The 23,769-nt window shown below is 59.3% G+C and carries 16 protein-coding genes; all 16 read left to right on the top strand.

Annotated features, from left to right (window positions below; all coding sequences use genetic code 11):
* Nucleotides 1-53: 53 nt before the first annotated feature.
* The 16 genes from DV532_RS17765 to DV532_RS17685 all read left to right on the top strand — a co-directional run bounded on the left by DV532_RS17765 (nucleotide 54) and on the right by DV532_RS17685 (nucleotide 23,728).
* Nucleotides 54-242 (top strand): hypothetical protein, encoded by a 189-nt coding sequence (locus DV532_RS17765; protein ID WP_056805109.1) that lies wholly within the window; start codon nucleotides 54-56, stop codon nucleotides 240-242.
* 332 nt (nucleotides 243-574) lie between these two features.
* On the top strand, nucleotides 575-1,315 hold the full coding sequence (flgF, locus tag DV532_RS17755) for a flagellar basal-body rod protein FlgF (protein ID WP_056805111.1): 741 nt from the start codon (nucleotides 575-577) through the stop codon (nucleotides 1,313-1,315).
* Nucleotides 1,316-1,363: 48 nt separating this feature from the next.
* Complete coding sequence (gene flgG, locus DV532_RS17750; protein WP_012315556.1) at nucleotides 1,364-2,149, top strand: flagellar basal-body rod protein FlgG; 786 nt, start codon at nucleotides 1,364-1,366, stop codon at nucleotides 2,147-2,149.
* A 41-nt stretch (nucleotides 2,150-2,190) separates the two neighbouring features.
* Nucleotides 2,191-2,886 carry a flagellar basal body L-ring protein FlgH gene (flgH, locus tag DV532_RS17745; RefSeq protein ID WP_056805113.1) on the top strand — a complete coding sequence of 232 codons (696 nt, stop codon included), beginning with the start codon at nucleotides 2,191-2,193 and terminating at the stop codon, nucleotides 2,884-2,886.
* A 12-nt stretch (nucleotides 2,887-2,898) separates the two neighbouring features.
* The gene (locus tag DV532_RS17740; protein ID WP_056805421.1) at nucleotides 2,899-4,008 is read left to right on the top strand and encodes a flagellar basal body P-ring protein FlgI; all 1,110 of its coding nucleotides are present in this window, start codon (nucleotides 2,899-2,901) and stop codon (nucleotides 4,006-4,008) included.
* A gap of 11 nt (nucleotides 4,009-4,019) precedes the next feature.
* Nucleotides 4,020-5,174: a flagellar assembly peptidoglycan hydrolase FlgJ gene (gene flgJ, locus DV532_RS17735; protein ID WP_056805116.1), complete on the top strand. Its 1,155-nt coding sequence runs from the start codon at nucleotides 4,020-4,022 to the stop codon at nucleotides 5,172-5,174.
* Nucleotides 5,175-5,186: 12 nt separating this feature from the next.
* Nucleotides 5,187-7,217 (top strand): flagellar hook-associated protein FlgK, encoded by a 2,031-nt coding sequence (gene flgK / locus DV532_RS17730; RefSeq protein WP_056805118.1) that lies wholly within the window; start codon nucleotides 5,187-5,189, stop codon nucleotides 7,215-7,217.
* Nucleotides 7,218-7,230: 13 nt separating this feature from the next.
* Nucleotides 7,231-8,814, top strand: coding sequence for a flagellar hook-associated protein 3 (locus DV532_RS17725; protein ID WP_056805122.1), 1,584 nt, complete (start codon nucleotides 7,231-7,233; stop codon nucleotides 8,812-8,814).
* A gap of 122 nt (nucleotides 8,815-8,936) precedes the next feature.
* Nucleotides 8,937-12,512, top strand: coding sequence for a glycosyltransferase (locus DV532_RS17720; RefSeq protein WP_056805125.1), 3,576 nt, complete (start codon nucleotides 8,937-8,939; stop codon nucleotides 12,510-12,512).
* A 196-nt stretch (nucleotides 12,513-12,708) separates the two neighbouring features.
* A complete protein-coding gene (locus DV532_RS17715; RefSeq protein WP_236707550.1) occupies nucleotides 12,709-15,315 on the top strand; it encodes a glycosyltransferase in 2,607 nt (868 codons plus the stop codon).
* A gap of 13 nt (nucleotides 15,316-15,328) precedes the next feature.
* Nucleotides 15,329-16,132: a WbqC family protein gene (locus DV532_RS17710; protein WP_236707551.1), complete on the top strand. Its 804-nt coding sequence runs from the start codon at nucleotides 15,329-15,331 to the stop codon at nucleotides 16,130-16,132.
* Nucleotides 16,129-16,764 (top strand): class I SAM-dependent methyltransferase, encoded by a 636-nt coding sequence (locus DV532_RS17705; protein ID WP_056805134.1) that lies wholly within the window; start codon nucleotides 16,129-16,131, stop codon nucleotides 16,762-16,764. The genes DV532_RS17710 and DV532_RS17705 overlap by 4 nt, the downstream gene beginning before the upstream one ends.
* Nucleotides 16,765-16,800: 36 nt before the next feature.
* Entirely contained in the window at nucleotides 16,801-17,568 is a 768-nt protein-coding gene (locus DV532_RS17700) for a hypothetical protein (RefSeq protein WP_056805137.1), read from the top strand.
* Between the two features lie 9 nt (nucleotides 17,569-17,577).
* Nucleotides 17,578-18,957, top strand: coding sequence for an FAD-binding oxidoreductase (locus DV532_RS17695; RefSeq protein ID WP_056805140.1), 1,380 nt, complete (start codon nucleotides 17,578-17,580; stop codon nucleotides 18,955-18,957).
* A gap of 23 nt (nucleotides 18,958-18,980) precedes the next feature.
* Nucleotides 18,981-20,135 (top strand): dTDP-4-amino-4,6-dideoxygalactose transaminase, encoded by a 1,155-nt coding sequence (gene rffA / locus DV532_RS17690; RefSeq protein WP_082477129.1) that lies wholly within the window; start codon nucleotides 18,981-18,983, stop codon nucleotides 20,133-20,135.
* Nucleotides 20,090-23,728, top strand: a complete 3,639-nt coding sequence (locus DV532_RS17685) for a glycosyltransferase (protein ID WP_177339545.1) — start codon at nucleotides 20,090-20,092, stop codon at nucleotides 23,726-23,728. The genes rffA and DV532_RS17685 overlap by 46 nt, the downstream gene beginning before the upstream one ends.
* The last annotated feature ends 41 nt before the right edge of the window (nucleotides 23,729-23,769 follow it).

Below are 23,769 nucleotides of genomic sequence, written 5' to 3'. Positions count from 1 at the left end.
AGCAGGCGAACCCCTTTCTTGTGAAGGGGTTCGTCGTTTTTGCAGGAGAGGTCATGCGCAAGCTGATAGTCGCATTGCTGGCTATGTTCTGCCTGTACCAAGTGCAGGCAGGCCCTGCGCCTTGGTGGCGTTGGGAGAGCAAAGTGGACGGGCGCCTGGTGTGTTCGCAATGGTCGCCGGGCGAGGGGTGGAAGCGCTTTGCCGGGCCTTACAACAATGCCCGTTGTCGCGATCATCTGTAGCCGATCACCTGGCCCTGTGGGGGCGGGCATGCCCGCGAAGCATCCAGTGCGGTGCCTGGCACCGGCTGCGCCGGTGTTCGCGGGCGCGCCCGCTCCCACAGAGGGCGGCTAAATCAGGTGAATCCCGCGAAGCAAGCTAAGAGGCTGGCAGCCCTTTTGCCGCCAGCGGCAATACGGCGCCGGATATCCGGCGTCTGGCCTGCTGGAGGTTTCCTCAAGGCCCTGTATTCAAGGGCTTTTCACGGGTTTTTACAAGTTGGTTCGGAACTTGCTTCCTAGCCCACATAGCAACGGCGAGCGGCAAACGACCGCCAGTGCAATGGAGGATGACTGTGGACAAGATGCTTTATGTGGCCATGACCGGCGCCAGCCAGAACGCGCTAGCGCAGAAGGCACACGCCAACAACCTGGCGAACATTTCCACCAACGGTTTTCAGCGTGACCTGGAGCAGGCGCGCTCGATGCCGGTGTTCGGCGACAGCTTTCCGGCGCGTGCCTTTGCCATGACCGAGCGCCCGGCCACCGACTTCAGCGAAGGCCCAATGGTGGAAACTGGCCGCGAACTCGACGTGGCAGTGACCGGCAAAGGCTTCATCGCCGTGCAGGCACCCGATGGCAGCGAAGCTTATGTGCGCACCGGTAGCCTGAACATCGATGCCCTGGGTGTGCTGCGTGCTGGCAACGGTATGCCGGTAATGGGTAACGGCGGCCCCATTGCGATCCCGCCCGAGCAAAAAGTCGAAGTCGGCGCCGACGGTACCATCAGCATCCGCTCCATGGGTGAAGACCCGCGGGTGATGGCCGAAGTCGATCGCATCAAGCTGGTCAACCCAGATACCAAAGGCCTGACCAAGGGCCTGGACGGCCTGGTCCACACCGGCAATGGCCAACCGGCCCCCGCCGACGTCAACGTGCGGGTGGTGTCGGGCTTTCTGGAGGGCAGTAACGTCAATGCCGTGGAAGAAATGACTTCGGTGCTGGCGCTGTCCCGTCAGTTCGAACTGCACGTAAAAATGATGAACGCGGCCAAGGAAGGCGATGAAGCCATGGCGCGTGTTTTGCAAATCGGCTAACCACATTTGAACGGGTGCCGTAAATCAGGCGCACGAGGAGAACACTAAATGCTTCCGGCTCTTTGGGTCGCTAAAACCGGCCTGTCCGCCCAGGACACCAACCTGACGGTCATCTCCAACAACCTGGCCAACGTCTCGACCACCGGCTTCAAGCGTGATCGCGCCGAATTCCAGGACCTGTTGTACCAGATCAAGCGCCAGCCAGGCGCGCAGTCCACCCAGGACAGCGAGCTGCCTTCGGGCCTGCAGGTCGGTACCGGTGTGCGTATCGTCGGCACCCAGAAAAACTTCCAGACCGGCAGCCTGCAGACCACGGAAAACCCGTTGGACATGGCGGTCAACGGCCGTGGTTTCTTCCAGGTGCTGCAGCCGGATGGCACCGTCTCGTACACCCGTGACGGTACCTTCCACCTGAACTCCGATGGCCAGATCGTCACCGCCAACGGTTTCGCCCTGGAGCCGGCGGTGGTGGTGCCGAACGATGCGCAAACCTTCACTGTCGGCCAGGACGGCACCGTGTCGATCACCACCGCCGGCAACCCGGCTGCACAGGTGATCGGCAACATCCAGACCGCCGACTTCATCAACCCGGCCGGCCTGCAAGCCATCGGCGACAACCTGTTCCTGGAAACCGCCGCCAGTGGTGCGCCGCAAGTCGGCACCCCGGGCCTGAACGGCTTTGGTACCACCCTGCAGCAGACCCTGGAAAACTCCAACGTCAGCACCGTGGAAGAGTTGGTCAACATGATCACCACCCAGCGTGCCTACGAGATGAACTCCAAGGTCATCTCCACCGCCGACCAGATGCTGTCGTTCGTTACCCAGCAGCTCTAAGCCCGTAGCCCTGTAACACCCGTAGCCGTGAGGTAAGCGTCATGAAGCGTCTGTTGTCCGTTTTCGCCCTGGGGGGGGCGGTGTTGCTGGCAGGTTGCGTCGCGCCGACGCCCAAGCCTAACGACCCGTACTATGCGCCGGTACTGCCGCGCACCCCGTTGCCGGCAGCGGCCAACAACGGTTCGATTTACCAGTCTGGTTTCGAGCAGAACCTGTACAGCGACCGCAAGGCGTTCCGGGTGGGTGACATCATCACCATCACCCTCAACGAGCGCACATCGGCCAGCAAGAACGCCGGTTCGCAGATCCAGAAGAACAGCAAGGCCGACATCGGCCTGACCTCGCTGTTCGGCACCACGCCGAATACCAATAACCCGTTCGGCAGTGGTGACCTGTCGCTGGAAGCCGGCTACAGCGGCGAGCGCGCCACCAAGGGCGACAGCAAGGCGACCCAGGGCAACACCCTGACCGGTTCTATCACGGTGACCGTGGCCGAGGTGCTGCCCAACGGCATCATCGCCGTGCGCGGCGAGAAATGGCTGACCCTGAACACCGGCGAAGAGCTGGTGCGCATTGCCGGCATGATCCGCGCCGACGACATCGCCACCGACAATACCGTGCCGTCCACCCGCGTGGCCGACGCGCGCATCACCTATTCCGGTACCGGCTCGTTCGCCGATGCCAGCCAGCCCGGGTGGCTGGACCGCTTCTTCATCAGCCCGCTTTGGCCTTTCTGAGTACGAATGACCATGTTCAACGTGAGGCAGCTGATTGCCGCAACCCTGCTCCTGTCCTGTGCCTTCGGGGCCCAGGCTGAGCGCCTGAAGGATATCGCCAGCATTTCTGGCGTGCGCTCCAACCAGCTGATCGGTTACGGCCTGGTGGTGGGGCTCAACGGCACGGGTGACCAGACCACCCAAACGCCGTTCACCCTGCAAACCTTCAACAACATGCTGTCGCAGTTCGGCATCAAGGTGCCAGCCGGCTCCGGCAACGTGCAGTTGAAGAACGTTGCGGCGGTGTCGGTGCATGCCGACCTGCCAGCGTTCGCCAAGCCAGGCCAGGTGGTGGACATTACCGTGTCTTCGATCGGTAACTCCAAGAGCCTGCGCGGCGGCAGCCTGCTGATGACCCCGCTCAAAGGTATCGACGGCAACGTCTATGCCGTGGCCCAGGGCAACCTGGTGGTGGGCGGCTTCGATGCCGAGGGCCGTGACGGCTCGAAGATCACCGTCAACGTTCCGTCGGCCGGGCGCATCCCTGGCGGTGCGTCTGTCGAACGTGCGGTGCCGAGCGGCTTCAACCAGGGCAACAGCCTGACCCTGAACCTCAATCGCCCCGACTTCACCACCGCCAAGCGCATTGTCGACAAGGTCAACGACCTGCTTGGCCCAGGTGTGGCCCAGGCGGTGGATGGCGGTTCGGTGCGGGTCACCGCGCCAATGGACCCGAGCCAGCGCGTGGACTACCTGTCGATTCTCGAAAACCTCGAAATCGATCCAGGCCAGGCGGTGGCCAAGGTCATCATCAACTCGCGTACCGGTACCATCGTCATTGGCCAGAACGTCAAGGTGTCGCCGGCGGCGGTGACCCACGGCAGCCTGACCGTGACTATCACCGAAGACCCGATCGTCAGCCAGCCGGGGCCGTTCTCCAACGGCGAAACGGCCGTGGTGCCGCGTTCGCGGGTTAACGCCGAGCAGGAAGCCAAGCCGATGTTCAAATTCGGCCCGGGCACCACGCTGGATGAAATCGTCCGCGCGGTGAACCAGGTGGGCGCAGCGCCCAGTGACCTAATGGCCATCCTTGAAGCCCTGAAACAGGCCGGCGCCTTGCAGGCCGACCTGATCGTGATTTAAGGACGGCGCCGATGAACAGCAAGAGCTTGGTTTCTGGTAGCGCCGACAGCGGCGCCTACACCGACCTCAATCGCCTGAGCTCGCTCAAGCATGGTGATCGCGACAGCGACGCTAACGTACGTAAGGTGGCTCAGGAGTTCGAGTCGCTATTCATCAGCGAAATGCTCAAGGCTTCGCGCAAGGCCAGCGATGTGCTGGCCGCCGACAACCCAATGAACACCGAGACGGTCAAGCAATACCGTGACATGTACGACCAGCAGCTGGCCGTGAGCATGTCCCGCGAGGGTGGTGGTATCGGGCTGCAGGATGTGCTGGTGCGTCAGCTGTCGAAGAACAAGGGTACGCCGGCCAACACCAGCCCGTTTCCGCGTAGCGAGGGCAATGCCCCGGCGCTGTGGGGCAACAAGGTGGCCGAGCCGGTGCAGGCCAACCAGGCGGGCACCACCCGCAACGACGTCGCCGCGCTCAATTCGCGGCGCCTGGCGCTGCCGAGCCGGCTTACCGACCGCCTGCTGGCCGGCATCGTGCCGTCGGCGGCGACCAGCAACAGCGCTGCGGTGCCGGCCCGTGACGGCCAACAAGTGGCCAAGGCTTTCGCTGTGCCGGACAACGGCCTGCGCATCCTCGGGCGCGCCGTGGCCCAGCCACCCTTGGCACCGAAAAAGGCCTTTGCCGACAGCGACGAATTCGTTGCCACCATGCTGCCGATGGCCGAGCAGGCGGCCAAGCGCATTGGTATCGACCCACGTTACTTGGTGGCGCAGGCCGCCCTGGAAACCGGTTGGGGCAAATCGGTCATGCGCAACAGCGATGGCAGCAGCAGCCACAACCTGTTTGGTATCAAAGCGACCGGCAACTGGGCGGGTGGCGAGGCGCGGGCGATCACCAGCGAGTTCCGCGATGGCCAGTTCGTCAAGGAGACGGCGGCGTTCCGCGCTTACGATTCCTACCAGGACAGCTTCCACGACCTGGTCAGTCTGTTGCAGAACAATTCGCGCTATCAAGATGCGGTGCAGGCCGCCGATAAACCAGAACAGTTCGTGCAAGAGTTGCAAAAGGCCGGGTACGCCACCGACCCGAATTACGCCAGCAAGATCTCGCAGATCGCAAGACAGATGAAGTCGTACGAGCACTACGCAATGCTCGGTACCGCAACGAAACTTTAAGGGCATGGAACCATGGCGAGTCTGATCAACATTGGTATGTCGGGGCTTGGTGCCGCGCAATCGGGGATGTACACCCTCGGTAACAACATCGCCAACGCCGATGTCGAAAGCTACTCGCGCCAGCAAAACGTGCAGAAGACCAAGGGCGGCCAGCAGGTCGGCCAGGTGTTCATTGGCAGTGGCACCACCCTGGCAGACGTGCGCCGGGTGTACAACGCGTTCATCGAGAACCAGCTGCGCACCACCACTTCGCTGAGCAGCGAGACGTCCTCGTACCTGAATCAGATCACGCCGTTGGACACCTCGCTGTCGAGCAGCGACACCGGCATCACAGCGGCACTGAAAACCTTTTTCACCGCCATGCAGGATGCGGCTGCTAAACCGGCTGATGACTCTTCGCGGCAATTGCTGCTGTCCAGCGCACAGTCGCTGGCCAAGCGCTTCAATACCTTGTCATCCCAGCTCAACCAGCAGTTGAGCAACATCAACAGCAACATGGTGGGGATTGCCGATCAGGTCAACAACCTGACCAACACCATCGCCGAGCTGAACACCCAGATCACGCGCTTGGGTGCTACTGGCGGGCAGCCCAACGACCTGCTTGACCAGCGCGACGGCGCGGTACGCGAGCTGAACAAGCTGATCGGCACCGATGTGGTCGAGCGGGAAGGCAACTACGACATCTACCTCAAGAACGGGCAGGCGCTGGTGCTGGGCAAGACCACCCAGACCCTGGGCGTGGAGCCCAGCGCGGCTGACCCGACCCGTGCGAGCCTTATGCTCAACCGTGGCTCGACCAAGATGGACGTTACCAGCAGTGCCACCGGTGGCGAGCTCGGTGGCCTGATTCGCTACCGCAGCGAAACCCTAGACCCGGCGCTCAATGAGTTGGGCCGTGTCGCCCTGGCGGTGGCCGATGCCATCAACAGCCAACTGGCCCAAGGCATCGACAAGGACGGTAACTTCGGCGCCACGCTGTTCGGCGACATCAACAGCGCCAAGGCCCTTAGCGAGCGCAGTATCGCCAAGTCGAGCAACAGCGCTGGCTCTGGCAACCTGGACGTCACCATCAAAGACCCGGGCAAGCTGGCTACCAGCGACTACCAGGTAACCTTCACCAGCGCCACGGGCTACAGTGTGCGCAAGCTGCCCGAAGGCACCGAGATGGGCCGCTACGACCTGAGCGACGATCCGGCGCCGGTGATTGACGGCTTCACCTTGTCGCTCAATGGCGGCAACTTGAGTGCCGGCGACAGCTTCAAGATCACCCCAACTCGCAATGCTGCTGCGGGTATCGAGACCGTCCTGACCGACCCCAAGCGCTTGGCGCTGTCTGCCCCACTGACCGCTACCAGTGGTTCGGGCAACAAGGGTACCGGTGTGATCACCCAGCCGACGCTGACATCGAAGCTGGACATTTACGATGCCACCCAGCGTTCGCAGCTGCAGGCAGGCCTGAAGTATTCGACGCCGGTCAAGCTGGTGTTCGGTGACGACACCGCATCGCCTCAGGCCTACAAGATGTATGACGCCAAGGGCACGGAAATCGGTAGCGGCACCATCGTGCCGGGGCAGGACAACAAGCTGCAATTGTCGGTGCCGATGGTGGATGGCAACGGTAACTCGCTGGGCGGCAATTTCACCTTTGAAATGAGCGTAGCTGGCGCGCCGCAAAACGGTGACAGCTATACCGTGGCGCTGACCGGCGCAGGCTCGTCGGACAACCGCAACGCCCAGTCGGTGATCGACCTGCAGACCAAGCCTACGATTGAAATGGGCGCGAACGGCAAAGGCATCAGCTTTACCGATGCTTACGCCAAGCTGGTGTCCAACGTCGGCGGCAAGGCCGGCCAGGCGCAGATGGACAGCGATGCTACCAACGCACTGCACACGTCGGCGCTGGACAGCCGTAACGGCCTGTCGGGCGTGTCGGTCGACGAAGAGGTCGGCAACCTAGTCAAGTTCCAGCAGTACTACACCGCGTCGTCGCAGATCATCAAGGCGGCCCAGGAAACCTTTGCAACCTTGATCCAGAGTCTTTAAGGAGCCTTAGATCGTGAGCGTACGCATCTCTACTTCGCAGTTTTACAACACCAACCAGGCTAACTATCAGAGCAACTTTGCCAAGACGGTGAAGAGCCAGCAGGAGTCTAGCGATGGCATCCGCGTGCGCTCCGGCAAGGACGACCCGGTGGGCGCGGCGCGTTTGCTGCAACTTGAACAGCAGCAGAGCATGCTGAAGCAATATGCCTCCAATACCGTGAATGTGCGTAATGCGCTGGGGACTGCGGAAAGTACGCTGACATCGATTGGCAACGTCTTGCAGCGAGTCAACGAGCTTGCCATCAGCTCTGGTAACGGTGCCTTCACCGACGCTGATCGCAAGGCGAACGCTGATGAGCTCGCGGCGTTGGAAAACCAGCTGTTCAACCTGATGAACAGCCGGGACGAGAGCGGCAAGTACATCTTCTCCGGCTCCAAGGGCGATACACCTCCGTACGTGCGTAATGCCGACGGCACCTACAGCTACCAGGGCGATCAAGGTAAGCTGAACCTGCAAGTTGGCGACATGCTCAGCCTGGCGGCCAACGAAACCGGTTATGACGCTTTCGAGCAGGCGCTCAATACCAGTCGCACCCAGACCCAGTTGACCGCACCGGCAGCCGACGATGGCCGTGTGAACCTGTCCAATGGCCAGGTTTCCGGCAGCTCGACTTACAATGATCGGTTCCGTAATGGCGAGCCGTATACGGTCGAATTTCTCAGTAGCACCGAATACAAGATCACCGACACCGACGGCAATGACGTCACGCTCGAGGCCAGCCAGGGCGGCAAGTTCGACCCCAATGGCGATAACAGCACCATAAGCTTTCGCGGTGTCGAGCTGCGCTTGGATATCTCCTTCAAGGACGGCGACAAGGGCAACGAAGATGCTGCTATCGCAGGGCATACGTTCAACCTTAGCTCCACGCCTGATGAGGTTTCCGGTACGCGCAGCCCCGGTAATGCCTCGTCCGAGCACATTAAGGGCGCCACCATCACCGACCCAGACGCCTACAAGGCTGCCTTCCCATCGGGTGGCGCCGTGCTTAAATTTACCAGCAGCACGGCGTTCGAACTGTATGCGTCGCCAGTTACTGCCGACAGCCGGCCGGTAGCCGAAGGTACACTAGGGGGGGCTGGTGGTACGACAGCGACGGCCGCCGGTGTCAGTTTCGAGCTGTCGGGAGCACCGAGCGCAGGGGATTCGTTCGGGGTGAAGGTCGATACGCATCAGACACAAAACCCCCTGGACACCATCAGTAAGCTGCGTACGGCATTGAGCATGCCAATCGACAGCGATCCGGTTGCGCGACAGAACTTCTTGGCTGCGCTGGATTCGGCTACTGGGAACGTCGCCAGCGCTATCAGCCAGGTGGCCTCGTCTGTCAGCGCTATTGGTGGCCGAGGGCAGGCGTTAGATGTGCAGGCCGAAACCAACGAAGCACTGGGCGTCGAGAATACCAAGACGCAAAGTTCGATCCGCGAAAGTGACCCCGCCGAAGTCATGTTGCGCCTGCAAATGCAGACCAACATGCTGCAGGCTTCATTGCAAGCCTATGCCAAGGTTGCCGGCTTGTCGTTGGTCAACTACATCTGACCGAGGCTCCTTCAAGGGGCGGCTCGCGCGATGATGCCGCCTACTTTTTCTCGCGGAGCAACGCTGATGGGGCGTGGCTGAAAAGTCCTGGTCAGATCGACTAAATCGTTAAGTGAGCACTCGTGAACGCACATCCCCTCGTCACTATCGCCATTCCAGCGTTCAATGCCGATTTCTTCCCCGGTACACTGAGCAGTGCTTTGGCACAGGATTATCCGAATCTGGAAATCGTGGTTTGCGATGACAGTGCGGGCTCCGAGATCGAAGCAGCCTGCCAGTCGCTCGGGCAAACCTCATCGGTGCCGCTTCGCTATGTGCGCAATCCTAAGCGTCTAGGTTTTGCCTGCAACTTGGTAGCTTGCCTGGAGCATTCCCAGGGGGAGTTGATCAAGTTTCTGTGTGACGATGATACGTTATTCCCCTCGTGCATCAGCGAGCAGGCCAGGGCGTTAGGCAGCTCACAGCAGATCAGCATGGTTATCTGCCAGCGTCTGTTGTGTGCCGCGGATGACGTCTTGTTGCCATCGCGCGCACTGAACTTTGTCATTTCCTTGTGTAGCGCAGTGCTCAATGGCAATGATTTATTGGAAAGTATTACCGACGGTGCCGTTAACCTGTTTGGAGGGATCAGCCATGCGCTATTGCGGCGCGAGCAGGTTGCGGATTGTCTGCCGACTCTAGTGCAGGAGGGGCGAGGATTTGCGGCGCGTGTTGACTTGGCGCTCTATGCCTGTCTGCTACGTCGAGGGCACCTGTGTAGCCTGGAGCAGGTATTAAGTCTGGAGCGTGTTCATCCGGGGCGGCTAAGTCATCAGAGTGCAATGGTCGAGGCTTTCAAGGCTGAAACCGAATGGCTGTTGCAAATGCTCAGGGAGCGATCGAGTGAGCCCGCTCCAGCTGATGGGTGGGTACGTTTCCTGCCCTTGGCTAGCTTCCTGGATGACCCGCTGCAAAAGTGGGATGAGTATGATCTTCAGCGTTTCTTCACGGCACAAATCGCCAATTTCAGCCAGCAGGTTGGCGTCTCGAGCCTGAGCTTCACTGAGCTGTACGCCGAGTGGTTGGATTGCCGCAAATTGTCGCCTGGGCAGGAGCGATTGCTCCCAAAGCGTATTGGGCAGTGGCCAAGTCAACCTCGCATCGCGATGGTCGTGTTTTGCGATGCGGGTGACGAAAAGGCCTTGGACAATACCCTGGCCAGCCTGGATCAGCAATCATATCGGGCTGGAGTGGTTCTTGTACTGGCTCCGGAAAGTTTCCAACTCGCCCCACAACGTGGTGCTCGATATGTGGTGCGGCTGGGTACCGGCCTCGAGGCGCTCAACCAGTGGCTTGCCAGTGAACAGCAATTTGACTGGGTGTTCCTTGCGAGAGCGGGTGATCACCTGCACCCACACGCTTGTGTAATCATGGCCGAACGCATGGCTCTGCGGGCCGAAACCCTTTGTCTGTACATTGATGAAGGGACCAATGACAACCTTGCGCCATCGGCACCGATTTTCAAACCGGACTTCAACCTCGATCTGATGCGCAGTTTGCCCTACGTTGGGCGGTTGTTGGCATTTAATGCCTCGGCGGTACGTGAACTGGGTGGTTTCGATACAAGCTTTGCTGGTCTGGCGCCTCACGACTTGCTATGGCGTCTGGTCGAAACGCATGGCCTGCAGGTGGTGGAGCACATCGCCGAAGTATTGGTGCAATGCCGTCGTGGGTATGCCGAATGGCTGGGTGAAGCAAGTGGGCATGACCAGGCCTCTCGTGTCGTGCAAGCGCACCTTGGGCGCTCGGGCGTCAATGCGCAGGTGGAGGGCATCGAGGGCAGTTTGATGACCCGCGTGACCTATCTGCATGCCCAGCCTGCCAGTGTCTCGATCGTCATTCATGCCGGTAGCGATCTGACAGCGCTGATGCGTTGTGTCGAGTCTGTGCTTGAAAACACTGCATACCGCCATTTCGAAATCCTGCTGGTTGCCAATGCCTGTACGGCGACAGATGTGCGTGGCTGGTTGATCGGTTTGGCGAGTCTGGGCAGCGACCAATTGCGGGTCGTCGAAGTTGGTGCCCTGGAGCGAATCCAGAGTATCAATGAGGGGTGCCGCCAGGCGCGCGCTGACTTCTTATTGTTACTGGATGCAGGATGTTTCTTGTTCGATGCCCAGTGGTTGAGCGAACTGATGCACCAAGGGCAGCGTCCGGAAGTTGGCCTGGTTGGCCCTAAACTGTTCGACAGCAATGGTGCGGTTGTATCCACCGGCCTGGTCATCGGCATGCAGTCGGGCGCAAGTAGCGCCTTTCTCGGCTGCCCAGTGGGTGCGGATGGGTACATGAACAGGCTGCGCCTGGTGCAGAACTGGAGTGCGCTAAGTATCGACTGCCTGTTGGTGCGTCGAGAGTTATTCGATGAGTTGAATGGGCTGGATACCGCTAACCTGCAGGAATCCCTGTTTGACGTGGACTTTTGCTTGCGCGCTAGGGCGTTGGGTTACCTTGCGGTTTGGACGCCCTTTTCACTTGTGGCTCGGTTGCCCGTGGTGGCAGCGCAGGAAGTCACCGCACAGGGGCAGCAGGCTGACCGTGACATGCTGTATCAGCGCTGGTTGGCCTGGGTGGCGTTAGACCCCGCCTACAACCGGAACCTGAGCCTGAAGGTGCCGAACTGCAATTTCGACGCTGGGTTGCGCGGTGGGTGGGATCCGTTCATCGCCCGGGCCATGCCGTCGGTTTTGGCACTGCCGAGCACGACCTCGGCCATCGGGCACTATCGAGTCGTCCAACCCTTTGCCGAGCTGGAGCGAGCAGGCTGGATCCAGGGCCGTATCGACTACAGCGCGCCGGGATTGATCGAGCTTGAGCGAGAAAAGCCCGATGTGATGATCCTGCAGTGTCGCTACCTGCCGGCCAATGTGCGCGATATCGATCGGTACAAGCGCTTTTCCTCTGCCCGGCGAATTTATGAGCTGGATGACTACATCATCGACCCGCCAAAAAAGAACGATCATGCGCGCAACATGCCGGCGAACATGCGCGAGCTGGTAGCCGAAGCGATCGGTTTGTGTGATCGCGTGGTGGTCTCCACCGAACCGCTGGCCGACGCATTGTCCAGCATGCACCAAGATATTCGGGTGGTGCCGAACATGCTGGCTGCGCCTCTGTGGACGGGGTTGGTGAGTCAGCGCCAGACCAGTACCCGGCCGAGAGTTGGCTGGGCAGGAGGTACCAGCCACAGAGGAGATCTAGAGTTACTGCTCGATGTGGTGAAGACACTGTCGACAGAGGTCGACTGGGTGTTCTTCGGTATGTGCCCGAACGAACTGAGGCCGTATGTGAAGGAATTCTACTCAGGTATTCCTTTCGCTCTATACCCACAAAAACTGGCCAGCCTCAACCTTGATCTGGCGCTCGCGCCGCTTGAGCAAAATCTTTTCAACGACTGTAAGAGCAACCTCCGCTTGCTGGAATATGGCGCCTGTGGTTTTCCGGTGATCTGTACCGATACCAAGGCGTACGCTGGTTATCTTCCCTGCACGCGGGTGCGCGAGAACACAACCGCGCAGTGGCTCGACGCAATACGCATGCATCTTTCCGACCCGATGGCGAGCTACCGTCAGGGCGACGGTCTTCGCGAGATCGTGCTGCGAGACTATGTCCTCAACGAACATCATTTGCAGCACTGGGCGAATGCCTGGCTGGCCGATTGAACAATGACGCCTGGCGTCGAATGACTACTTTAACAGGTGCACTATGATCGAAACTGCAACCGGGTCGCGCAGTGATGTAACTGTCGTCCTGCTCGGGTACAGCGCGGGTGAGTCGCGTCTTCGCGCAGCTCACTATTATCGTGAGCGCGGCATACCGTGTCTGGAGGCTCAGCCCTGGCCAGCCGGTTCGGCAGCTATGAGCTATACGCAATGGGTGCAGCTGCTCGCGCAGGTCTCCACGCCGCTGGTAACGCTAGCGCTGGATAGCGACTTTGTGTTGGATGATGCCCTGGATCGTGCCGCAGCCTATCTGCAAGGTCAGCCGCAGGTGGGCGCCGTACAAGGTTACGCTCTGGGTTACGTCCCTGGTAACAGCCAGGTGGCTTATCACAAACTGGGCGCTGCGCTCTCAGGCGCGTTGCAGGATGACGCGCATGGGCGTCTGTCGCAGTATGCGCAGAGTGGTCAGCAGGCTTGGCGTGCGATAATGCGCGTTTCGACATTGCAGGCTGCGCTGGCCGTTTTGCCGGCAGATCTGGATTTTGCCGGCCTGTGTGTCGCGCTATCTTACGAGCTGTTGGCTGATGGCGCGATTGTTCGCCTTGATCAGACAGACGTTGTCTGTGAGTACGTGCCTTGCACACTCGCGCCAGCCGCACGCGAAGAACACTTAGTGCAACTGGTTCGGTCCTTGCACCTCTGGCTGCTCGAGCAAAAAGACGCGAGCCTGGACGAAGATGGCTTTGTGGTACTCAACCGCTTCGTCCGTGGAACCTATACCCAGGGAGATGCACCCTTGCTGGTGACCTCCAGCTGGGACAGCATCGTTGGCGATCCACAGCGCGCCTTCGAGCCGCGTCAGTATGTAGAGCTCCCTTATTACACGGGTGCCTTGTTCGCCCAGTTGAGCGCGCTGGAGTTTCTCTGCCATGCGTGGCCGACGGGGCAGCGTCACCAACATTTACTCGAGGGAAGCTGGGTTCGCCAGCGCGAACTGCTGCAGGTGCATCCTAATGACACCGCTGAAAGCCTGGTGCAGCGCTACTGGCAGGCGCTGGGGCTAGGCCTGTTCAGCCTCGAGGTCTGTCAGTTGTTGATGGCAATGCTGCGGGATGATTCTGAAGTTGAACGGGGCCGTGAGCTGGCGGCGTGGATTGACCGCTTGCAGCATGTACCGGCTCCCGGTACGCAGCAACAATTGCAAGGCACGCCATCAGGCAAGGTGCTCGCTCAGATTGCCTGCGCCACACCTAATGCAGCGGGACGTCAACGTGTACAAGCGTATTTGGCTAGACATCCAGCTACGCCACTGGCGTTTGTCGTGCTCGATCTGGAGGATGACGACCAGGCGTTGCAGGCTACTTTCGACAGCCTGCTTGCGTGTGGCCTGCGCAACTTCAAGCTGGTGGTGCTCAAGGGAGGCAAGCCACCAGCGATCACCACTGCTCGCGATGTGCTGCATTTCGTTCAGGTAAACGAAAGTAACTGGCTTGCTCACCTGAACCAGGTGTTGCTCCAACTGCCAAGCGAATGGTTGATGCTGCTCGATGCAGGTGATGTGCTGCTTGCCGGCGGTGTCCAGCGGTTGCTGGTAGAACTCGTCGATACTCCTGCCTGCCAAGCCATTGCTGCCAACGAAGTGCAGCGTGATGCCCAAGGGCGTCTATTGGGGGTGGTGCGCCCAGGGGCTGACTTGGATTTGTTACGCAGTCAGCCAGAGCTGATGTCCAGACACTGGTTGGTGCGTCGGCAGGTTGTAGTCGACCTGGGCGGCTTTAGCGAAACTTATCACCATGCCTTCGAGCTGGACCTATTGCTGCGCCTGGTCGAGGAGCATGGGCTGGGTAGCTTGGCGTACATGGGAGAATACTTGGTCATTGGTGAGCAACCGGGAGCGGCGCTGGCAAAGGAGGCAGCGACCATCCTCAATCGGCACTTGGCGCAACTTGGTTATCGTGGGCATGTCAGCGATGTGAAAGGCGCTGGCCTGACTATCGATTTCCGTCACCCTACGGTTCCTTTAGTTAGCATTTTGCTAGCTTGCGAGACTGACCAGGAGCAACTGCAGAGTTGCCTTACCTCGGTCTTGCAGCGTACTCGCTATCCGCGCTATGAGATCCTCCTGGCCTGCGCGGGCAGTGCTATCGATATCGGGGGCGCCGCGCTGCAGTCTTTCGCCGGGCGCGTGCGGCTGGTGACCGGCGAGGCCGATGCTCCGCGGGAGGTGCTGTTGGACCTGGCGGCGCAGCAGGCTCGCGGCGAGTATCTGGTGGTGTTATCCGAGCGATGCCAAGTTAATTCGCCAGCTTGGATTGAAGCCCTGATGAATGAAGCGCAGCGCCCTGAAGTCGGAGTTGTAGGGGCCTGCCTGTGCGATTTAGAGGGTGTTTTGGTGCATGCCGGTTATGAGTTGGTGGCCGGCCCACAGATCCATGAACCTTGGAAGGGCATGACAATCGAGCAGAGCGTTCAGTCGCGTTGGCCACAGTCTGTGCGGCAATGCCCGGCGATCTCGGATGCCTGTCTGATGGTACGCAAGGATGTCCTCGATCAATGCGGCGGAATCAAGGCTTCTGCCGATTTCGGTATTAGTCTGTCGTTGGCTGTGACGAACGCTGGAATGATGGCGATATGGACGCCTCGGGCCCAGTTATTTGTCCACGACCTGCCCACCCCAACTCTGACAGTGGCGATGGAGTTGGCGAAGACTTGGCCGTTGGCATTTGCTGGACAAGCCCGTTATGTGGCGACCGCCGAAGTGCCGTCAGAGGGCGAACCTAGTTGGCTTGCTCAGGTGGTTTAGTGGTTTAGCTGGCTTGGAAATTGCAAAAGCCGGGTTAAAGCCCGGCTTTTTCTTGCCCGATGGCGATTTATTGACAGGCCGCAAAGCACACTCCTGCGCTGCGCTCATGAGGTTCGGGATGCAAAAAAAAGTGGCTGTAGTCCAGTCAAACTATATCCCTTGGAAGGGCTATTTCGATCTGATTCGCAGTGTTGACGCGTTTGTTCTCTATGACGATGTTCAGTACACCCGGCGCGACTGGCGCAATCGCAACAAGATCAAGACTGCCCAGGGAGAGCACTGGTTGACCATCCCGGTGAAGAACCGTGGGCGATACGAGCAGTTGATCAATGAAGTGCAAATCAGTGAGCCCGACTGGGCAGCCAAGCACTGGAAGACCATCGAAATGAGTTATCGGCGAGCAGCTTGCTTTACCCAGATGGAGGCACCGATTCGTGCCCTCTACGAGCAGGCAGCCAGCATCGATAGTCTTTCTCGTATCAACGAGCTTTTCATCAGCGGTCTGTGCACCCTGCTCGACATTCATACGCCGCTATATCGCTCGGAGGACCTGGGGCACAGCGAGGGTAAGAATGAACGGCTGATCCAGCTATGCCAGGCACTAGAGGCCACCGAGTATCTATCGGGGCCTGCGGCCAGTTGCTATCTGGATGAAGCGGCCTTTGCTGCTGCTGGGGTCAATGTGTCGTACATGAGTTATGCGGGTTATCCCGAGCACCCTCAATTGTTCGGCGAGTTCCAACATGCTGTCAGTGTTGTCGACCTGTTGTTCAACACAGGTAGCGATGCGTCAACTTTTCTGAGGCGATGTCCATGAGCACGAATATCTTGCAAGACGTGGCGGATTACTACTCATCGCGCATCCGTGCACATGGTGCCACCCCTGAGGGGGTGGACTGGAACGGTAGTGCATCGCAGCAGCTACGGTTTGCCCAGTTGCTCAAACTGGTGCCTGTCAATGAGCAGCAGGAAGGGTTTAGCCTGATTGATGTCGGATGTGGTTACGGCGCACTGTTGGCGTGGTTGCAGGCGCGTGGAGTGACGGTTGATTACCATGGATACGACGTGTCGGAGCAGATGATCGCAGCAGCTCGTCAGCAGCATCCAGCCAGCGCCACAGTGTGTTTCGAGGTGGCAGAAAGTGCCTCGCGGCAGGCGGATTATGCGGTGGCCAGTGGCATTTTCAATGTGTGTCAGGCGACCCCGCGTGCAACCTGGGAGGCCTATATCGCTGACGTACTGCGCACGATGGATGCCTGTAGTCGCAAGGGCTTCGCGTTCAATTGCCTGACCTCCTATTCAGACCCTCCTTTCATGCGTGATTACCTCTATTACGGTGATCCCTGCTTCTACTTTGATCTGTGCAAAACAACGTACTCCCGGGAGGTGGCACTCTTGCATGATTATGGTTTGTACGAGTTCACCTTGCTTGTGCGCAAGGCTTCTTGACGAACTGTCCGTTCACTCTGCCTTTAGGAGAGCACCATGCTCAAAAGCGGTTCCACCTCCGTCACCCAGTCCAGCGATAGTCAGCTCGAAGCCCGCGAGCAGCTCTGGCAGGCTTTCCATAACGCGCCGCTGGATGATGCCGAAAAGGAGCGCAATCTTGGTTTATTCATCCGCTCTGCATCGTTAGCACGGATGCTGGCGATTTCCGATCTTTATCGTGAGATTGTCCGTTTGCCTGGCTCGATATTCGACTTCGGCACGTGGCGTGGGCAGAACGCTGTGCTTTGTGAAAACCTTAGGGCGATATTTGAACCGTTCAACAAACAACGCCGGATTGCTGCGTTCGATACTTTTGCCGGTTACAAATCTCATTCCGGCGATGGGCAGGTTGCCAACGCGCATTTCCAGGATGGTTGCTATGACACGGGTAATGGCTATGCGGATTACCTGCGTCACCTGTTGACCCTTCACGAAGGCATCAATGCCCTACCTCAGGTACCGGGCGGGCATCAGGTTGTAGAAGGGGATATCAAGGACACCTTGCCACAGTTCATCGAGCAGCAACGCAACCTACTGGTCGCCCTCGCTTTCTTCGATATGAACTTGGAGGGGCCGACTCGATTTGCGCTGGAACAGATTCTTCCACGCTGTGTGCCTGGTGCGTTGCTGGTGTTCTTCCAATTGCAGCGCGACTTCCTGCCGGGCGAAGGCTATGCCTATGTCGCCGAGATACTTGGAAGGGTGCGTCACGAGATTAAACGCTCGGAAACCTACCCGTCACTGTGCATCGTCAAGTTGCTGTAAGGAGCACCCATGTTTCTGATCATTGGCAATGGCATGGTCGCCTTGGCTATCGCGGCAGGCTTGTCGCGAAGCGTCCCAGGTGAACGCATCCAAGTGGTTGGCCCGGTAACACGTCCTTACAGCGCCTCCATGGCCGCGGCGGCCATGCTCAACTCCTTCGCCGAACTCGAGCCGGGCGCACTCGATCAACCGCGTGACCGTCTGAAATTCGAATTGAGCCAGGCATCGGCCCGTCTGTGGGGAAGCTTCGTCGAAGAGTTCGAGATTCCCGCCGGATATTATCGCCTGGGTACCGTGTTGGTGAATAACAACGCATCCAACCGTTTTGAGGATGCCGCGTTCGATGCGATCGCCGGTTACCTTGATGAATTTGCTGAGCCCTATGAGCGTGTCGACCCGCGCTTGGAGCCCGCTTATGTACCAGGGGCAAACTATCGCACGCGTCAGGCGCTGTTCTTGCCGCGCGAAGGTGTGCTCAATCCGGACGGTGTGATCCATGCGCTGCAGGCCACGCTGGAAAAACGTGGTGTGCGTTTTGTCGACGGCGTGGTGAAAACGTTGGACAAGGTCAATGGGCGTACCCGTGGTGTTGTTCTGGAAGACGGACGCGTTCTTGGCGCCGAGCGTGTCGTGCTGGCTAATGGCAGCATGGCCACGCGGCTGTGGAACGAGGAAGGCTGCATTCGGGTCATCAATGGTGTGGGTGCGACTGTGGTGTTGAAGAACCACGGTATCAAAGGGCGGTACGTACTGCGCACTCCCAACCGGGGCGGTGCCTGCGGGATCTACCATGCACCCTATCAGGACGACCAGTTCGTCGTCGGGGCCACCAACCTGGTGACGACCGCTGATGAACACTTCCCGCGGGCAGAGTCGGTGGCGGCGTTGATCAATGGTGCGATTAACCAAGTCAACCATTTGCACCGCTCCAGTGGCTTCATCCGCTACAACTTCGGTTATCGCCCGCTGAGCCTTGATGGCTACCCGGTTATCGGCCAGCTTAATGACAATACTTTCATTGCCTCCGGTACACGCAGGGATGGCTACCATTTTGCGCCATGGTTGGCTGACAACCTGGCTGCTTTGCTATTGGACAAGTCGGTTTCGGCGCAGGCCCAGGACTATTTGCACTTCACTCGACCGCAGCGCACTGCATGGCTGGATCAGTCGGTGGAGGTCTGCTGTCGCAAGTATGCGGCGGTCAAATGCTCCGCATTGTCGCAGCATGGCTTCGATGCCGGTCATACCGATGCCGATCAGGCATTGGAGCAGTACTACTACCAGCGTGCGCGTGCCTTCTTCGACAAGCATGGGCTCGAGCAAGCCGTTCAGGTTGATTTCCTAGACGCGCTGTTGGGTGGTTACCTTTCCTTGTCGGACTTTGCCTGAAGCTCGAACCCGGAGACACGAACGTGAGCAAGCAGATCATTCCTTTCAATAAGCCTTTTGTCGTTGGCAAAGAGCTGTTCTATATCGCGCAGGCGGTGATGAATGGCGGTATCGCCGGCGACGGGCAATTCACGCGCTTATGCCAGGAATGGCTGGAGGCCAACCTCGGATGTTCCAAGGCACTGCTGACGCACTCGTGTACAGCGGCCCTTGAGATGGCGGCGATCCTAGCGGACATCGGGCCGGGCGATGAGGTCATCATGCCGTCGTTCACCTTCGTGTCCACCGCAAACGCCTTTGTTTTGCGTGGCGCAGTACCGGTTTTCCTGGATATACGTAAGGATACTTTGAACCTGGACGAGCGCCTGGTGGAGGCGGCAATCACCGAGAAGACCAAGGCTATCGTCGCCGTACATTACGCAGGTCAACCTTGCGACATGGACGTCCTGCTGCGCCTGTGCGACAAACATGGTCTGATCCTCATTGAGGACGCTGCCCAAGCGATCCTCGCGCGGGAGAAAACCCGCGCGTTGGGCACCATAGGCCACCTAGGGTGTTTGAGTTTTCACGAAACAAAAAACGTGATTAGCGGTGAGGGTGGGGCTCTGCTTATCAACGACCCCAGGTTGATCGAGCGGGCTGAAATAATCTGGCAGAAAGGTACCAACCGCAAAGCCTTTTCTCGCGGAGAAGTGAGCAAGTACACCTGGGTCGACGTAGGTTCTTCATTCCTGCCCAGCGAGTTGACGGCGGCTTTCCTGTATGCCCAGCTGGAGCAGGGGGAAAGCATTAATACTCATCGGCGCTCGTTGTACGAGTCCTATTACCATCAGCTGGCGCCCCTGGAAGCGGACGGTTGTTTCACTTTGCCTGTTGCTCGGGGAGGCAAACCTGCCAATGCGCATATTTTCTACCTGCTGATGCGCAATAACGAAGAGCGCGGCGAACTGATTGAGTTTCTCAGGGAGCGGGGTATTTATGCGGTATTCCATTATGTTCCCTTGCATGATTCGCCTGCTGGGCTGCGCTACTCGCGCAGCGTTGGTGATTTGTCCGTCACGCAAGAAGTTTCTGCACGCTTGGTGCGCTTGCCACTTTACTCCGACATGAGCATCCGCCAGGTCGCTGAGGTGTGCGCAGCTATCTTCCAGTTCTTCGCGGGTGCGCGGAACGCTTAACCGCCCTTGGCCCGGCGATTGATCAGCTGCTTTCTGGAGTTCTCCACCTCATGTCAAATTCCGTTCAGCTTGGCGCCGGCCTGGAGCAGCCCTTGCAGCGCCTGCGACTGATGTATGCCCGACCGGAACACCCGTATTACATTATGGCGCCGGATTACCGCGAGACATCATCGGGGATCACCTCGCTCCATTACCTCTGTCATCTGCTCAACCTTAATGGGCGAGAGGCCTTTATCTGTGGCGGTAAGGTGGTGAACCCAGAGCTGAAGACGCCGTTGCTGGATGACGAGGCCCGCCAGCGTCACAGCCTGGCAGGTCGGGTGCCAATTGCAGTCTATCCAGAAGTCACTGCGGGCAATCCGTTCAACTGTTCGGTTGTGGCGCGCTTCCTATTGAACTTCGAGGGGTTCATCAGCGGTCGTGGCATGGAGGCGGCTCCGAGCGATCTGCTGTTCTACTCAGGCAAATTGATCGCCGAAGATCATGGTCGCCCCGACGGTGATTTGCTGTGCCTGCCCACAATAGATGTTGACCTTTTCTGTGCCGGGCAGCGGCAAAATCAGCGTGAAGGACGTTACCTCTACCAGAATCGCTATCCTCTCGACGCCATTGACTACTCAATACTGCCAGTTGATGTGCGCCTGCTGAGCATGGCCAATGCCCTGACGTTACCGGAGTTAGCGCAACTGCTTCAGCAGGCAGAGGTTATGTACACCCATGAATGGTCGATGACCTGTGTAATTGCTGTGCTCTGCGGGTGCCCGGTCATTTTCATTCCCGGGCACGGCATCGATCAGGCATTTCTCGACGCCAGCTTCGTCGGCAGCGCTGGTTTTGCCATGCTGGATCGCGAGGATGCCTTGGCCCATGCCCAGGCCGGCCTGGAAGGCGCGTTGCAACGTTACGTCGAGCGAACGTCGCCGTTCTGGGGGCAATTGGACGTTTTTATCGCCAAGACTCAGGCAGCTGCCCGTCGTGAGGCCGTGGGCAATCGGTTGGGGGTGCGCGAGTGGCTGCGGCAACGTTATCCGAGACCGCAGCAGATGCGGTTGATCCAAGATCGCCTGGTGGGGGCAGCTGCGGTGCGTTTTGCTGTTCTGGTGGTCGACCACGGTGACCCCGTGGCGCTGGCAATCACCTTGGATAGCCTAAGTCGCGGCCTGTACCCGGATGTGAAGGTGTACGTGTTGGGGCAGGAAAATCCGGGGGCGGGCGCTGTCCAGTGGGTGAAGTGCGACCCTGTGCGGCCTGAAGTTGCGATCAGTGCTTGTCTGTACCAGAGCACCGGTGACTGGTTTATGTTAGCGAGCGCCGGCAGCGAATTTACCGCTAGTGGCTTTTTACTGACAGCAATGGAGTTAACCCAGGCTTCCCCGGATTGTCTTGCTGTCTATGCGGATGAAGCCTTGTGCCAGATGCAGGGGGTGGTCGACACCGCATTACGGCCGGACCTGAACCTAGACATGTTGCTGGCTTTCCCTGGCTATCTGTCGCGGCATTGGTTGTACCGTTATGATGCCTGGCGCCAGCTTGGGGGGTTCAACCACGCGGCTGGCCGTGCGTTCGAGCTCGAATTCCAGCTGCGTTTGATCGGCAATTGGGGGCCGGGGTGTGTTGTTCACGTCAGCGAGCCATTGCTGATTGGTAACGCCCTTCAGTTGCAGGCGTGTGCTGATGAACGTGCAGTCATCGAAGCATATTTGCGGGGCTGTGGATATGCAGCTGCTCGAGCGCTGCCGTTGATGGCGGCGCCGGGTCGTTACCGTATCGACTATGCGCACCATCATCAGGCTTCGGTCAGTGTCGTCATCTTCCTAGAAGGGCAGTTGCTGCACTTCCAGCGCTGCCTGGAGAGTGTGCTAGCACAGACGACATATACCAATTTTGAGGTGTTGCTGGTTGAGCCGGGCAGTGATGACCCTGTGTTGCTGGATTGGCTTGCGATGGTTGGGCAGATGGGGGAAGAGCGCTTTAATATCTTGCGCTTTGAGCCCGGCTACACACGGGCGGCCATGTGTAACGCGGCGGTGGAAGAGGCTCGGGGCGAATACCTCCTGTGGCTGGATGCCGGGAGTGTCGTGCTTGACGGCGATTGGTTGCAATCGTTGCTCAATCATGCACAGCGCCCGGAGGTGGGGGCCGTTGGGTGCAAGCTGCTGTCCAGGGATAGCACTATTCGCCAAGCGGCCCTGGTGCTAGGGCTCGGCGGTGGGGTTGGGCGGGCCTTCGAGAGTCGGTCCCTGCAGGATTCCGGTTACATGGGACGCCTTGGGCTGGAGCAGAGTTGCTCGGCAGTTGGCGGTGAGTGCCTCATGGTGCGCCGCTCGCTGTTCATTGAATGCGGTGGCTTCGACATTGCGCCTCTATTCTCTCGCTGGATAGCCGAAGACCTGTGCCTCAGGCTGCTTAGTGCGGGTTATCTGAACGTCTGGACGCCCCATGCTCGGCTGTTGCTTGACGGCCCGCAGGGCGAGCAGGTGAGTGTCGACGAGGAGGACGCTTTGTATGCGCGCTGGTTGCCGCAGTTGGCGCGAGACCCAGCGTACAACGTCAATTTCTCGCTGAGTGCTGGCGAAGCGTTTGCCGTCCAAGGGGGGGGGATGAGTTGGCGGCCATTGAAAGGGCTGGTCCCTACCGTGCTTATCTGCGCGGCCGATCAGGAAAGTGCGGCAGGTTCGCGCCTGCTGTTGCCTTTGGAGGCTTTGCGCGAGGCAGGCCATATCGATGGCGCGGTGACTGCCGGAATCCTGTCGCCGGTGGAGATAGAACGCTTCAACCCTTCAAGTATCGTCCTGCAGCGCCCGCTGGATGACTCAGGGTTGTTGGCGTTGCGGCGCCTGCGCGCTTTCTCGCAGGCATTTAAGGTCTATGATCTGGACCGCTATCCGCAGGCCAGTGGTAATGGGCAGGTGTGTTCTGTCGAGGATCTGGAGCAGCGCATCCGGTTCGGCGTAATGCACGCTGACAGGGTGCTGGTTGCAACTGCGGCGCTGGCTGAGTTGGTAAGCGCCCAGCACGATGATGTGCGGGTGCTTGACAATGTGTTGCACGTTTCGTGGGGGCGTTTGCAGGGGGCTCGGCGCGTGGGGGAAAAGCCACGAGTGGGATGGTTGGGCTGCCATGATGCGTACTTGCTCACCGAGGTTGTGGCGATGTTGGCGGGTGAAGTTGACTGGGTGGTATTGGGTGATTGCCCCGCCGCCTTGCGGCCCTACCTCAAGGAGCATCACGCCGCCGTGGAGCCGCATTGTTTGGGGGGGCATCTGGCCGCTTTGAATCTGGACATCGCCTTGGTGCCAATGGCTGAAACCCTGGTCAATGCCTGCTCCGGCGATATGCGGGTGCTTCAGCATGCAGCTTGCGGGCAGCCGGTTATCTGCAGTCGGGTTGCAGGCTTTGCCGGCGGCGATGCCTTGCCGTTATCGCGGGTGAGTAACCAGGCCGCCGACTGGGTGCGGGCTATCCGCCTGCATCTGGAGGATCTTGATGCTTCTGCTGCGCTGGGCGACGCCCAGCAAGCGATCGTGCGTAGCGAATGGCTGCTGGAAGGGCACAGGCTGGATGACTGGCGGCGTGCTTGGCTAGCGGGGTGATCCACCGGCGTATGGACGGCTGCTCGTCAACAACGAAGGCG

The organism is Pseudomonas sp. Leaf58 (assembly GCF_003627215.1).
In the GTDB taxonomy this organism is placed as follows: domain Bacteria; phylum Pseudomonadota; class Gammaproteobacteria; order Pseudomonadales; family Pseudomonadaceae; genus Aquipseudomonas.
The sequence above is the reverse complement of the archived record's forward strand: the minus strand, read 5'-3'. Positions and strand labels throughout refer to the sequence as shown.

Coding starts and splice junctions, on each gene's coding strand:
- DV532_RS17740 (WP_056805421.1), top strand. CDS start 2,899: ATGTTCAACGTGAGGCAGCTGATTGCCGCAACCCTGCTCCTGTCCTGT.
- DV532_RS17715 (WP_236707550.1), top strand. CDS start 12,709: ATGAGCTATACGCAATGGGTGCAGCTGCTCGCGCAGGTCTCCACGCCG.
- flgG (WP_012315556.1), top strand. CDS start 1,364: ATGCTTCCGGCTCTTTGGGTCGCTAAAACCGGCCTGTCCGCCCAGGAC.
- DV532_RS17765 (WP_056805109.1), top strand. CDS start 54: ATGCGCAAGCTGATAGTCGCATTGCTGGCTATGTTCTGCCTGTACCAA.
- flgJ (WP_056805116.1), top strand. CDS start 4,020: ATGAACAGCAAGAGCTTGGTTTCTGGTAGCGCCGACAGCGGCGCCTAC.
- flgK (WP_056805118.1), top strand. CDS start 5,187: ATGGCGAGTCTGATCAACATTGGTATGTCGGGGCTTGGTGCCGCGCAA.
- DV532_RS17695 (WP_056805140.1), top strand. CDS start 17,578: ATGTTTCTGATCATTGGCAATGGCATGGTCGCCTTGGCTATCGCGGCA.
- DV532_RS17700 (WP_056805137.1), top strand. CDS start 16,801: ATGCTCAAAAGCGGTTCCACCTCCGTCACCCAGTCCAGCGATAGTCAG.
- DV532_RS17705 (WP_056805134.1), top strand. CDS start 16,129: ATGAGCACGAATATCTTGCAAGACGTGGCGGATTACTACTCATCGCGC.
- flgH (WP_056805113.1), top strand. CDS start 2,191: ATGAAGCGTCTGTTGTCCGTTTTCGCCCTGGGGGGGGCGGTGTTGCTG.